This window comes from Nibrella saemangeumensis (genome assembly GCF_039541915.1).
GTDB classification, from domain to species: Bacteria; Bacteroidota; Bacteroidia; order Cytophagales; family Spirosomataceae; genus Nibrella; species Nibrella saemangeumensis.
Map to the genome: position 1 here is coordinate 15763 of NZ_BAABHD010000072.1, position 15206 is coordinate 30968.

Below are 15206 nucleotides of genomic sequence, written 5' to 3' on the forward strand. Positions count from 1 at the left end.
TATGGCAGCATTCAACCAACTGAGTGACGATGAAAAGCGCAGACAGCTGATTGCCTTAAAAAACAGGCTGACAAAGGATGCCAGTCAATCTGCGGCGAAGCAGACTTATGGACCGCTCCCTGCCGCTTTACCAGACCAGGAGAACAGGTACAAGCCTTTTCCGCTGGCAGATATCCAAGCCAGCTATTTTGCCGGCCGTCACCTGTTGCCACCGAATGAGCGTGTAGGCTGTCACTCCTATCTTGAATTTGAGGTGCGGGAGGCCGATCTCGCCAGGATGGAATCTGCTTGGAACAAGTTAGTGCGGCACCACGATATGCTGCGAACCATTATACTAAAGAACGGCCAGCAGCAGATACAGCAGGAAACGCCGCATTATAACATCCAGTGCTATGTGTTTAACGACCACTGTCTGGACGGGCATTTACAGCTTGTAAGAGAGGAGATGTCGCATAAACATTACGGCGCCGGCGAATGGCCATTGTTTGATGTCAGGGCAACCGTTCATGGCGATGTCACAACCTTTCATGTGAGCATAGACTCCTGGATCACAGATGGGCCAAGCGCCTTTATGCTTTTTCAACAATGGCGGCAGCTATACATTGGTGGGGTTGAGCCAGAAACGATTAGTATCAGCTTCCGTGATTATATGCTGGCAAGCCGCAAGGTGGAGCAGCATCCTTTGTACAAAAAGCACTTAGCTTTCTGGCAGAGCAAGCTAAGTACTTTAAAAGGAGGACCAGCGCTTCCATACTGCAAGAACTCATCGGTTAAGAATATTGCAGAACGCATCAGGCTGGAATACAACACGGATGAACAGGCGTGGCAGAATATAAAATCGGCAGCACAGGAGATGGAAGTATCGCCAACGACCCTGCTGCTCACCTTGTTCGTTAATGTGCTCAGGGAGTTTAGCAGCGTCAATGAATTTGCCATTGTGCTCACCACCACCAGCCGCTTGCCGTTGCATGTCGACGTAACCAAGCTCTTCGGCCCCTTTACTTCTACCAGTATTTTTTACGCGGTCCACGATTCTTCGGCCTCATTACCCAATCAAGCAAAGGCTGTTCAAAAGCAATTGTGGGAGGATCTTGATCACAGCCTGGTAAGTGGCATTGCTGCTATGCGCGCAGTGTCAGCTGGAACGATTGCTCCTGCCATACCCGTAGTATTTACCAGCCTGCTCAACAGTAAAAAGGAAGCTGGCAGCTGGCTGGATACCCAAACGTACGGGGTAGCCCAAACGCCGCAGGTGCTGCTGGACCATCAATTAATGGAAAAGGCCGGGTGCCTGCATGTGAGATGGGATGTAGCGCACAATTATTTTGAAAATGATTTTACAAGGACTTTGTTTGATGCATTTTGCAGCAGCCTGCATGTATTAAAAAAGGGAGAGCCTGTGGAAGATATTGGTGCTGCTGAATTCAGATTTCCATCTATTGATTACAATTCGCCTGTACCTGCAGAACCATTCTCTTTAACTTCCTTACAGCAAAGCTACCTTGCGCACAAGCTGCATCCGGATAAGAAGCCAACTATCGTTTACCAAGAATTTGAAGTTCGGGAATTCGACGTGGCGCGCTTTGACGAGGCCATCGGTAAACTGGTGTGCATGCATCCCGCATTGCATACTATATTTACCGGAAAGGGAAGCCAGTATGTAAGCCCTGGAGTATGCTGTTTTGTAACCCCGCTCAACAGCCTGGTTGAACTGCCGGAAGCTGAGCAGCAAGCGCAACTTGATGCTACCCGCATGGAAATGAGCGGCAGGTTCTTTTCCATAAAGACTTGGCCGTATTTCGATATCAGGATTTCAGTAGTGGTGCCTGGCAAAGCCATAGTGCACATTGCACTTGATATGATGATAGCGGATGGTTTCAGCGTGCTGCTGCTCTACAGCCAACTATTTTCGCTTTATGCAGGTGAGGCACAGGAGATCCCTGAAATGCGGCTTACGCAGAGTAACTATGTGCATGCGCTTGATTCAAAAAAAGATGGGGCACTGTATGAGCTCTCAAGAAAATACTGGAACGGCAAAATAAAAACCCTGCATAAGGGGCCTGCATTGCCACTATTAGCCGGCAGAGCTCATGTCAAGTTACCTGTGCGTATAAGCGACTATTGTAGTGAATGGAATATATTAAGGCAAAAAGCCCTTGCATTAAATGTGCAGCCGGCGGCTATATTGCTGGCATTGTATGCTGAGGTAATAGCTGCATGGTCAAATACACCCGTCTTCAGCATTGTATGTGTGGACTACGAGCATCGCAGAAGGCTGGTAGGAAGCGAGGCATTGCTGGGCGATATGACTAACCTATGCTGGATCACATCCGAAGGGAAGAGCTTTACGGATAAAGTCGTAGCTGCAAACAGGCAGTTGATATCGGACCAACGTAATAGCCGGGTAAGTGGCATAGAGGGTTTTAGACAGAATGCATCTGATGGGAAGGCAACATCCCTTTCCTTCCCTGTGGTGTTCACCAATTGTCTTGACCTGCCTCCAACGCCATTGCCTGCATCCGTAACGCCGCTTACCGGCTTATCAAACACGCCGATGGTTTTGCTGGACCTGTTTGTTTATGAACAGGCTGGTGTGCTCCATTGTAACTGGGATTATGATGGCGCACAGCTATCCGCGGACCTTGCAAGAGGAATTTCTACTGCTTTTCACGAAATGGCCGGCAAGCTATGTACTGATACTGACTTTTGGCAGCAGGAGCGATTGGTACAGCAGGCAGATCAGTCTTTCAATAGCAATGCCTTGTCCCTACAGCAGCGGCTGGAACTGCTGACGCAATGGAACAATACTGATTGCGATTATAACCGCAACATTTGCCTGCACCGCCTTTTTGAGGAACAGGCTGAGCGCGTTCCGGAAAATATTGCTACCGTCACCTCGGAAAGCATGCTCACGTATAGAGAGCTAAATGGCAGGGCCAACCAGATGGCGCACTTTTTACAAAAGCAGGGTGTAAGCCCGAATATGCTGGTGGGCATTTGCATGGAGCGCTCGCACGACATGATCGTTTCTGTATTGGCCATACAGAAAGCAGGAGGTGCCTATGTACCGCTTAACGTTGGAGATCCGGTAAGCCGCATCCAATCAATTGTTGAAACGGCTAAAATAAAGATCATCATCACCAGTCTTTCTATTTATGAAAAAATGAACATAGATGGACTACGTTTCATTTTTATAGACGGAGATGAGGGACTCGTGCGGCGTGAGCATGCAGGCCATGCACCTATTACCAACGGTTCCGCCAATGATCTTGCATATGCTATATTCACTTCCGGCAGCACGGGCAATCCTAAAGGCGTAATAGTAAAGCACCGCCCTGTGGTTAACCTGATCGAGTGGGCACAAAAGACTTTTCAATTCACAGAAAAAGATCGTACGCTGTTTGTAAGCCCTTTAAGCTTCGACCTTTCTGTGTTCGACATATTCGGGTTGCTTGCTTTTGGCGGTAGCATCAGGATATGCACAGAGGAAGAAAGGCAAAACGCAAAAGCACTCAGTAATATTCTATTACATGAGCCCATCAGTTTCTGGAACTCCGCGCCTTCTGCATTGCAGCTGCTAGTGCCTTTCCTGAAGCTGCAGAAGGACATCACCAATGACTGCATGCGACTGGTGTTCCTAAGCGGAGACTGGATACCGCTTACTCTGCCCGGCGAAATGAAAAAAGCATTTCCGAGTGCGGAAGTCATTAGCCTCGGCGGCGCCACCGAAGCCGCTGTATGGTCTAACTACTATCCTGTAAAGCATATTAACCAAGCCTGGAGGAGTATTCCGTATGGCCGCCCCATCCAGAACGCGCGCTATTATATTCTGGATGAGGATAAGAAGCCCTGTGCCATTGGTGAAACCGGCGAGCTGTATATTGGCGGAGAATGCTTGAGCGAAGGCTACATCAATGCACCACAATTGACAGCGGAAAAATTCCTGCCTGACCCTTTCCATGATCGCTCCGGCTTTAGGATGTACCGGACCGGCGACTTGGCCCGCTTCTTCCCAGACGGTAATATAGAGTTCCTAGGGCGCGCAGACCACCAGGTAAAGATCAGAGGCTTCAGGATTGAATTGGGTGAAATAGACGCAGCGCTCCAAAAGTCCGGCATGGATGAAGCCGTGACCATCATGCGTGAGGAAACCTCCGGCAACAGGATGCTGGTGGCATTTGTCGTCCTACGCGCAATGGATAAGAATGAAGAACATGTAAAGCGGTCACTTTCCACTCTGCTGCCGGACTACATGATACCATCCCGTGTGATCTTTCTTGATGCTATGCCAATCACTGAAAATGGTAAGGTGGACAGGAAGGTTCTGACGGCTGAAACCATCCCTTCCATTGAAGCAAGATATACCAAGCATGGGCAGGAACAGGATAAGGCAAAAGAGCAGGAGAATGCACCGTCCAATAGGAAAATATTGAAAGAGTTGGTTGACAATTTCGTGAGAACGGAAGTTGCTGTCATACTTGAATGCAGCGAGGAGCGGGTGGAGCCGCTTTCAAACATTGGCCACTTGGGATTTAATTCACTGCATTACACCAGGCTCGGAGCAGAGCTGATGGAGAAATTGCAGAGCGACATTAATCCTACGGATTTCTTCCAGCACAATACAGTGGATAAGATCGGCAGCTTTTTAATTGACCGGTATGAGCAAAGCTTGGTGTGTTATTTTGGACAGAAGCTGAAGGCGGCATTAAACTCCCCATCGGCAAAGAATGAAACCATAAATAAGGAGCCAGCTCAGGTCGCAAAGCAAACAATCGATTTTAAGGTTTTTACACCGGTAACGGTCCGCCCAGATACCCGCAATGAGCAGGACGTTGCTGTGATAGGCATGTATGGCAAGATGCCTGAAGCTGACGAGTTGAATGAGTTCTGGCGGAATCTGGCGCATGAAAAAGATTGTATAATCGAGATACCATCTGATCGCTGGGATTGGAGAGCCATTTTCGGAGACCCGCAAAAAGAAGACAACAAAACCCTATCCAATAAAGGTGGCTTTATGAGGGTGATAGATCAGTTTGACGCGGCTTTTTTTGGCATTTCTCCCCGTGAGGCCGAGCTGATGGATCCGCGTCAGCGCATGCTGCTGGAAAACGTATGGCACAGCCTAGAAGATGCCGGCTATCCCGCCTCTCAGTTGCATGGAAAAGATATCGGCATTTTCATAGGCGCCACCGGTGACGAGTTTGCAAGCCTCAGCATAAACAAGAGCCCGCGCATAGACAACTTTACATTATCCGGCATATCGCGTACCATGCTCACCAATCGTGTATCTTATTTCTTCAATTGGTCGGGGCCGAGTGAAGTGATCGATACTGCCTGCTCTTCCTCGCTGGTTGCCATACATAATGCAGTGAACGCCTTGCACAACGGCGATTGCAGCCTTGCAATCGCCGGCGGCGTCAATATCATCATTGATCCCAAGCCACATATTTGCCTGAGCAAGATAGGTATGCTCTCGCCCGATGGCAAGTGCAAGACTTTCGACGCGTCTGCTAATGGTTATGTACGCGGAGAAGGCATTGGAACAGTAATCCTGAAACCTTTGAATAAGGCCATTGAGGATGGAGACAATATTTACGCAGTGATCAAAGCCACTTCGTTAAACCATGGCGGAAAAGCAAATGCACTGACGGCTCCTAATCCGGAGGCACAGTCGAAGCTGCTGGTCACTGCTTACCGCAGGGCAGGTATCGACCCGGCATCAGTCACATATATTGAAATGCACGGCACCGGCACTGCACTAGGCGATCCAATAGAAATCAACGCGCTGAAAGATGCATTCGGGAAATTGTACTGGGAAAATAGGACAGCGCTGAAGGCACAGCGCACGGCTCTGGGATCAATTAAAACAAACATCGGACACCTTGAATCAGCAGCGGGCATCGCTAGTTTCTTGAAAGCAGTGCTGGCAATAAAGCATAAGATGATACCTGGAGCCATCCACCTGAATGAATTGAACCCGCATATTGAGCTCGGTGGAAGCCCTTTTTATATTGCCCGGCATACAATTGACTGGAAGACTGTTTCAGATGATGAAGGTAAGGCCCTGCCTAGGCGCGCAGGGGTAAGCTCGTTCGGATTTGGCGGCGTGAACGCGCACATTGTGCTGGAAGAGTTCATCCCGCCAGTGTTGCAAAAGAAAGTGGTTCCTACCCTTCTGGTGCTCTCCGCTAAAGATGAAATGCAGCTGAAAACCTACGCGGCCGGCCTTCTAGAGCACTTGGAGAATAATAAGGATACTATTGAACTGGCAGATCTTGCCTATACGCTGCAAGCAGGCAGGGAGCATATGGAAGAGCGCGTTAGTTGCATGGTTCAATCTATACAGCATTGTATGGGTGCTTTGCGTGCATTTATCAATGGAAGCACGGAAAATTTGCATCGCGGCAATGTAAAGAGGGACAGAGACAAGATCCAATTGCTCGATGGCAGCGAGGGAAAAGCGTTCATCCGTGCGGTGATGAATGAAAGAATACTTGAAAAGATAGCAAGCTTATGGGCATGGGGAATGGAGGTGGAATGGCACCTGCTGGCAGACGGTAACTACCGCAGGATCCCACTGCCTGTTTATCCTTTCAAAAAAGAAAGGCACTGGCCTGCTTTCATGGAATCAGGTGCCAAAGCCGGAGCATCACCGAAAAAAATAGCTGCGTCGTTGCCGGGCTCAAGCTATTCAATCGTACTCACAGGTAGAGAATCTTTCCTTGAAGACCATGTAATCAACGAAAAAAAAATATTGCCGGGTATGGCCTGTGTTGCCTTTGTTTGCCATGCATACGAGCAACGATACGGAATGCAGCCCAACACGCTTTCAGATATCACCTGGCTGCATCCCGTTCTTTTTGATGAAGACAGGCCGCTTAGATTGGACTTTTCATTTGAAGTAAAAAACGAAAAGATACAGGCGCTATGCACCTCTGTTGGCGAGGGGGAGCAGCGCACGCATTTCATGGCTACTATGAGCCGGTGTGCCCTTACGCCGGAGCCGGCAGTTAGTCTGGATATCGTTAAGTCCGGTAACAAAAGATCACTAGAAGCCTGCTATAGCCTGCTAGCAGGGAAAGGCATCTGCTACGGCAAAACATTCCGTGTAATAAAAAAATTGTGGATGCAAAATGGAGATGCGGTAGCGCATATGGTGGGTACTGCACCTGCGGGCATAAAGGATGCAATACCGTTTTTAGATGGGGCATTGCAAACAGTGGCGCTACAGCAACTCATTACGCGTCCAGATAAAGGCCTTTCGATTCCTTACAATATAGACAGAATAAGGATTTACAAAATGCTTTCTCATAATTGCCTAGTACATGTGAAAGCACCGCTGCGCAGCGGACAGCTGGAAAAAACAGACGTACTGCTCACCGATGAAGCCGGCGAGGTGTTGATCAGCATCCAAGGCAGCACTGCAAGGTCCGCGCCTTTAAAAGATGCGGTCAACACTAACCAGCCCGTACATTTTTATACGGAGCAGTGGAGAAAAGCAGGTTTTATCAGTACTGTGCCCAGTAACTTTGGCTTGCAGCGGGTGCTGGTGCTGAACAACCAAGCGCTTGCGCAGCAACTGGAAAAGATGCAAACGCCGGTCATCAACGCACAGCATATAAGGGATGGCGTGGCAGTTTTTAATGACTGCGGGTTCCAGCTTAATTTGAATTCCTTCCTGCAGGTGAAGGAGCTGCTGCTATTGCTTGCAGGCGATGCGTTCCCCGGCAGCATCATATGGCAAATGAATGCCTGTACATTCCTAGGGCTAGGCGTGGAGGAGATGACCAGCACTATTTACCTGCAATTCTTCAATTTGTGCAAATTGCTTGTAAGGTCGAGGGTGCTGAAACCGTTGCAACTGATAGTAGTGTACCCAGCTGATCATCCGGTACGCATACCCGTAAGTGCATTGAGCAGCTTTGGCAAAAGCCTGCATAAAGAAAATCCCAGCCTCACCTTTAAATTTTTGGAAGCAGGAGCATCGCTGTTGCAGGATGAGGCGGCTCTAGTAGAGCGTATTACTGTGGTAGCTGCTGCACCAGCAATGAAGGACAGCTGGCGTTGTATGGATACGAAACCTGGAGCGCTGGAATTCCGTGAACTCATAGCCAACGGTGCGCCGCACCCGAAAGCCTCACTGCAGATAACTAGTAATGATATATGCCTGATAACAGGTGGCACGGGAAAGATCGGCTGGCTGTTAGGGAACCATCTTGCGGAAGAATTTAGATGCAAGGTAATATTAGCCGGCCGCAGCATATCTCCGGAACAATCGGAAGCATTGACAGGCTTGAATGAAAAAGGCTCACAAATAATTTATCATCCCTGCGATTTAGGGAATGGCTCGCAAGTGCAGGAGCTGGTTTCGCTCATTGAGCAGCAATACGGAATGCTCACCGGCGTATTTCATTGCGCCGGAACCTTGAAAGACAGCCTCTTGCGGAACAAGCAAAAGGAGGATGTAGAAAGAGTTTTTGCCGGCAAGCTGCGCGGTGCGCTTCATGTGCATGATGCTACGCAGCTTCATTCCCTGAAGTTCTTTGTATTGTTCTCGTCCCTTACCGCTGTGACAGGTAATATTGGGCAGACGGATTATGCTTATGCCAACCGGTTTCTGGAAGAGTGGAGCGATTATCGGAATACCCTTGCAGGGCAAAAGCAATGCAGCGGTGTCACTATCTCCATTAGCTGGCCGCTCTGGAATGAAGGCGGCATGCAGGTTCCTGAGCATGCCCTGGCAGCCATGAAAGCGCAAACCGGTATGGAGCCTGTGAACACCGCAGCTGCTTTCGGCATATTGAAGCAATGCATCAGCGCCGGGGCCGGCCGCTACATTGCAGTAAGCGGCAATCGCAGCTGGATTGACCGGTTGCTTATGCCGGAAGCTATTGATAAAGAAGGCACCGGAGCCCGGCCCCTGCAGGATGCAGTAACAGTTAAACGCTGAACCATATTGATTATGAAGGATCGCATTCCTCCTGCTCTAAAGCCCCCTTCAAATCTTATACAACATGTTTATGAATATTCTGTTCCAAACCGAAGCATTGCTTAAAAAAGTGATTGCTGAAGAAACGAAGTTGCCGCTCTCGTCCCTCAATAGAGATGAGACCTTTGAGACATACGGCATCGAATCGGTGATGATAGTGGAGATCACGCAGAAGTTGGAGCGCTATTTCGGCCCGCTTTCAAAAACCCTGTTCTTCGAATACAGGAGCATTAATGAGCTGGCGGAGTATTTTGCCGAGCACCATGCAGGAGACCTGCAAAAGATATTCGATGCACGGGAGATACCGGCGCCGCAGCCTCCTCCCATTGTTGCGCCCGAAGCAAGTGGTGCCACTGGCTTGGTGGAAGCTCCTCAGCCACCATTGGTGAAAGCAGTGGAAGTTCCAAGACCTGCACCCGGGGCTGCTGCCACGCAGGAGCAAAAGGAGGTAGCCATTATAGGCATCAGCGGCCGCTTTCCGAAAGCAGCCAATATGCGTGAGTTTTGGAGAAATCTGAAGAATGGCAGGGACTGTATTTCAGAAATTCCCGGCGAGCTTTGGGACTTAGAGGAGTTCTTTGACCCGATTCGCGGCAAGGATGGGAAATCATACAGCAAATGGGGCGGGTTCATGGATGATATTGACAAGTTCGACCCCCTGTTCTTCAAGATGTCAAACCTAGAGGCTGAATCCATTGATCCGCAGGAGAGATTATTTCTTCAGACAGTTTATCATACGTTGAACGATGCAGGCTATACTAGCGAAAACCTGCAAGGATACAGGGTAGGTGTGTATGTTGGCATCATGTGGTCGCAATACCAATTGTATGGGGTGGAAAAAGCAAATGCAGGCTCATCTTATGCATCCGTTGCAAATCGCGTTTCTTATTTTTTCAATTTCAACGGTCCCAGCATCGGCTTGGATACTATGTGCTCCTCTTCGCTCACTGCCGTGCATCTCGCATGTGAAAGCCTCGTGAGCGGAGAGACAGACGTTGCCATTGCAGGCGGAGTGAACATTACCGTTCATCCGAATAAATTTTTATTTCTGACCAAGACGGGCTTTGCTTCTTCAGATGGCCGCTGCCGCAGCTTTGGCGCAGGCGGGGATGGCTATGTGCCAGGCGATGGTGTGGGTGCGCTGCTGCTGAAGCCACTAGCCAGGGCCATCAGTGATGGCGACTATATCTACGGCATTATCAAATCCACCTCAATTAATCACGGTGGTAAGACAAACGGGTACACCGTTCCTAATCCGCGGGCGCAATCCAGCCTTATAGCAGAAGGGCTTAGAAAGGCGAACATTGATCCGGCCACCATCAGTTATTTCGAAACGCATGGAACAGGCACCGCTTTGGGAGATCCCATCGAGCTGCGTGGGCTAACAACTGCATTTGCCGGTACCAGCGAGGTGCAGTTCTGTTCCATTGGTTCAGTTAAATCAAACATAGGGCATCTGGAATCCGCTGCTGGTTTTGCAGGTATAGCCAAAGTGCTGTTGCAAATGAGGCACCGCCAGATAGCCCCGTCCCTGCATGCCGAAACGCTAAATCCAAATCTCGACTTTAGTAATACGCCTTTCTTTGTTCAGCAACAGCTGGCTCCCTGGAAGGCTCCGGTGCTGGAGCGGGACGGGGAGAGGATCATCGTTCCATTAAGAGCCGGTATAAGCTCATTTGGTGCGGGAGGCGCAAATGGTTTTGTGCTGCTGGAAGAGTTTACGGCAGCAAGGACGGTGCCTGTACCAAAGGACGGCGAGTTCCTCATCCCTTTGTCGGCGCCCAGCAAGGAAAGGCTGAAGGCCTGCGCGCAGGAACTACATGAATTCCTGGAGTGGGAGTTGGGCTCAGCCAAAGGAGAAACGGAGAAGCCTGCATTATTGGAGAACATGGTGACTAGAGAGGTGCTTGCCGCCACTTCAGAGATGCTGAATGTAAATGAAGTATTGTTGGATGCCGACGATCATTTTCAAGATTATGACCTGAATGAAAACCACTACAAGCTGCTGGCTGAAAAGCTGGACCAGACGTTTGGAATTACCATCCCGACTTCAACGCTCATCTCGTTTGACACGCCCCTGAGGCTATCCAGATACATTGTACAGGAATTGTCCGGCGGCCACGCAGCTTATACCGCTATAGACCGTATAGCGTACACACTGCAAACAGGCAGGGAGCATATGCAGGAGCGTCTGGCTATTATCGCCGCATCATCCGCCGGGTTGCTTGAGCAATTGCGCACCTTCCTTCGTGATGAAAAAGCAGGCGGCATCTTTACGGGCAATATAGCAACGCTCAAGGATGAAAATGTCCGGGACGATGGATTTGTGAATAACCTCCTCGAAGGGCGAAAGCTGCAAAAGCTGGCCGACATCTGGTGCAGGGGCATTAATATTGACTGGAAAAACCTCTACAATGGCATTAAGCCGGTGAAAATTCCCTTGCCGGGTTATGCATTTGCCAAAGAGCGCTGCTGGGTGTCCGATCCAACGAATTTCTCCTACACCAAACGCAGGCAATTACATCCGTTGGTACACAGTGTTGATACACTTGCCACGCTCAGCATGGGGCTTACTTATCAAACCAGCTTTGCCGTTACTGACCGCCTCATCAGAGATCACATCAGCAATGGCATTGCAGTGCTTAATGCGGGTACGATTTTAGCCACACTCCTCGCTGCTGCAACGGTTACCAAGCAGGGCATCATAAAATTGGAGAGCGTGCAATTAGATGATCATTCGATCAGCAATGCGGATCTAAGCCTTCGCACGAAAGTGTCTGCGCAGGGTGAATCATTTATCTTGGAGTTGAGCACGAATAATAAAGCTATCGCAGGAGCTCAGGCATCCTATAATAACAAGGGGGAGTCGGCGCAAATGGCGATCAAGGAAATTCAAGGCCGATACGATCAGTTTGCGGCAAGAGATTATTTTTACAATGAGCTGCTGCAAAGAGGAACTGCTTACGGGTCCTATTTCAAAATATTCAGGAATGTCGCCTTTTCCGCATCAGGGGCGATGGGCCATTACCTGTTAAGCACCGCACCTGTCAGCGAACCGTACTGTCACCCGGCCATACTACAGGGAATATTCCAACTGATAGGTTTTGCATCGGACGGGTCCGAAACTTGCCGCTATGTCACCAACCTGTTCATGGATGAGATCCCGGGGCAGGAAGGTTATGTGCAGGTGACGAAAAATTCAGACAGCAGCTGGTCGGCCATCGTGATGAATGAAAAAGGAAGGGTGTCGCTGCGGGCGGAAGGCATAGCCACAGCAGGCAATGAATTGGATGCGCTGGACAGGTTCTTCTACAAGCCTGTTTGGAAGAGGTTGGAGATCACATCGGAGGATCTGCTGACGCCGGGCAGCCGTATAAAGAGGAACATCCTGATCGTTTACCCACAGGAGGCCGGAAAGTTAAAAGAGCAGTTGATGGAACTGTTGTATTACTGCAATTTTTACGAGATTCTGCTTGGGCAGGAAACACAGGTAATTTCAGAGAAAAGCTGGGAATTAGGCGTTGACCATACAGAATCTATTGCTGGCTGCCTCAAGCATATTAGCAACCTGCAGGAAGTATATTTCCTGGGCGGCATACAGGAACAGAAGGAAGATGCTGACGCGGGTTACCTCGAACGCATGCAGAAGCAGGGCATAATTGCACTGATGCACCTGGTAAAAGGCCTGTTTGAAAAAATGAAGGATGATGCAATTGTATTAAAGGTGGTCACCAACAACTTATATAGCATCAGTGAAGATGAAAGGCCTTATCCATATTCAGCCTGCGTGGCCGGATTTGCAAAAACCATTGAAAAGGAATTTCCCAAAATAAATACGCAGCTAGTGGACATTGACCTTTTTGCCGGCAGCGCCGAAACCGTCGTCCTGGAAAGCATTGCCGTTGCCAGGCACGGATTGAAGGAGTGGGCGCTTAGGAAAGGCAGCCATTACCAGCGCAAGTTGTTGCCAGCACCTATTGCGCCTGCGCAGCAGACCGCTTTCCGCACAAAAGGTGTCTACCTGATGGCAGGGGGTTCCGGCAACGTAGGATATAAGCTGAGCTGCTACCTGGCCGGGCATTATCAGGCGCATATAATCTGGACCGGCCGCAGCGCCATGAATGAGGGTATCCGCGAAAAAGAAGAGCAGCTAGCAAAGCTGGGCGGAAAACTGTCCTACTTTCAGGTTGACTTAAAAGATATTGCCGGTTTCACCAGGTGCGTGGATGAAATAACAAGGAACATTGGGCAGATCAACGGCATCTTCCACTCAGCGATGGCGTTTGATTTTACTAGGATATCGCAGCTTACTAAAGAATCGCTCAGTGAAATGCTTAAAGCAAAAGTGCAAGGAAGCATGACGTTACTTCTGGCGTTCCGTAAACATCCCCTTGATTTTATGACCTTCTTCTCATCCGGCGAGGCATTTGTTGGCAATACCGGATGGAGTGCATATGCGGCAGCGTGCAACTTCAAGGATACGATAGCACAGTACATGCGGCAACTGGTGCCTTTTCCTGTGCATGTGATCAATTGGGGTTTCTGGGAAGGTAATAGCCGCGGCAATGAAGCTATCCTGCGGGAAAAGGGCATTTATCCCATAACAGCCAAGCAGGGCATGGAAGTGGTGGAAAGGGTGGCGGCATCCAGCATTACACAAACACTTGCGCTGAATGTGGATGATGCAGTACTGCAGCTGATGGGTGTGGAGCTGCCCTCCGCAAACAGGCCTTTTCCAAAAAACGAGGATAAGCCTGCCCCGCAGAAAATGGGCGTTGCTGAAACGGCACCACCGGCCGCAAAACCTGCGGCAGCTGCTGCTTTGCCGGAGGCAAGCTATCAGCTGGTATGTGATTACTTAGTAAGTGTATTGTCTAAAGTGCTAAAGATCGACAGCAGCAATATTGATATAGAGGCCGACCTAGCCAATTATGGAGTTGATTCGCTCATTGTTATCAATATACATAAAGCTATGGAAGAGACCCTCGGCACGTTGCCTGCAACGCTCATGCTGAACTTTCCTACTATTAGCGAAATTGCCGGTTACCTATTGGAGCAACACAAGGAGGCTGTTCAGAGCACATTGCTGCCTGACGCTTTTGCAACCGTAAATGATGGCGAAGAGCAGCCAGGCAATGAGGAGGTTCAAATGATATGGCCTGTAACGGACGGGGAGGAAGATGATGCAGCCCGCGGTGTTTTTGAGGTGGTGCGCGTAATTCCCGCCAGCGAAGCCGGCGATTTTCTGGAGAACTATGGCAGGCAATTCCGCGAAGGCACGTTGAACAACGCTAGTGATAGAAAATTATATAATATTTTCCCGTGGCATCTAGTGCACGGCAATCTGGTGCAGCTTATGGTGACCACTTCCAACGGTAAAAAAGTAGAAGTTATCCTTTCTGGCAAAGGCTCGCCGATTTTGTTCATACCTCCTGTTGCACTGACCGCCCCAGTCTGGTATAACCAGTTTATGAGCATGACCAACAAGCATTGCGTGACTGTGATACATGCCCCGGGTTATGGCCTAAGCGAAACTATTAGAGAAAACAACACCAAAGGCGTGGCAGAAGTATATGCTGAAGTCATTGGTCTGCTATATCCGGGCCAGCCCGTTCATTTGATAGCATCGTGCTTTGGGACCATTGCTGCGCAATATCTGGCCAGTCATAATGCTGATCAGGTGGCTTCGCTCACGCTTGTCGGCGGATTTTACGACAACATCGGTATTCCGGACATTGATCCTGAAAAGCTGGCTATTGACGAATTGTTTGCCCTGGTGCAAAAGGTCTCCGGGTCGCTGAAAGCAGATTTTGACAATGTACTAGCGCACCTGCCGGATACTGAGGAGGAAGCAAAACGACGCAATCAGGTGCAGCGGTTTGCAGACCTGCTGCTTAATAGCCAGTGCGCTAATCCGCTGGTGGCCATGAAATATCTGAACGAGCTGCTCACGCTCTTCACCCTACCCTGGATGCCGATGATTGAAGTACCTACTCTGTGCATCTATGGAAATTATGATACCGTGGTGGATCCTAAGGCTTCCAGGGTATTGCACGAAGGCATTGCGCATTCAAGGTTGATCGAAATAAAAGGTGCTGGCCATTATCCCTTTCTAACGCACGACGACCAGTTCAATGACCTGCTAAATGCTTTTTTGGATGAGCAAAAGGCATCCATGCAGCATATCCCGAATAGCCCAACCAAAATCAAAGCATAA

2 protein-coding genes are annotated in these 15206 nt (G+C 49.4%); both read left to right on the forward strand.

The window, feature by feature from the left end; all coding sequences use genetic code 11:
- Position 1: 1 nt before the first annotated feature.
- On the forward strand, positions 2–8950 hold the full coding sequence (locus ABD949_RS20260; RefSeq protein WP_345246388.1) for an amino acid adenylation domain-containing protein: 8949 nt from the start codon (positions 2–4) through the stop codon (positions 8948–8950).
- Between the two features lie 70 nt (positions 8951–9020).
- Positions 9021–15206, forward strand: coding sequence for an alpha/beta fold hydrolase (locus ABD949_RS20265; RefSeq protein ID WP_345246390.1), 6186 nt, complete (start codon positions 9021–9023; stop codon positions 15204–15206).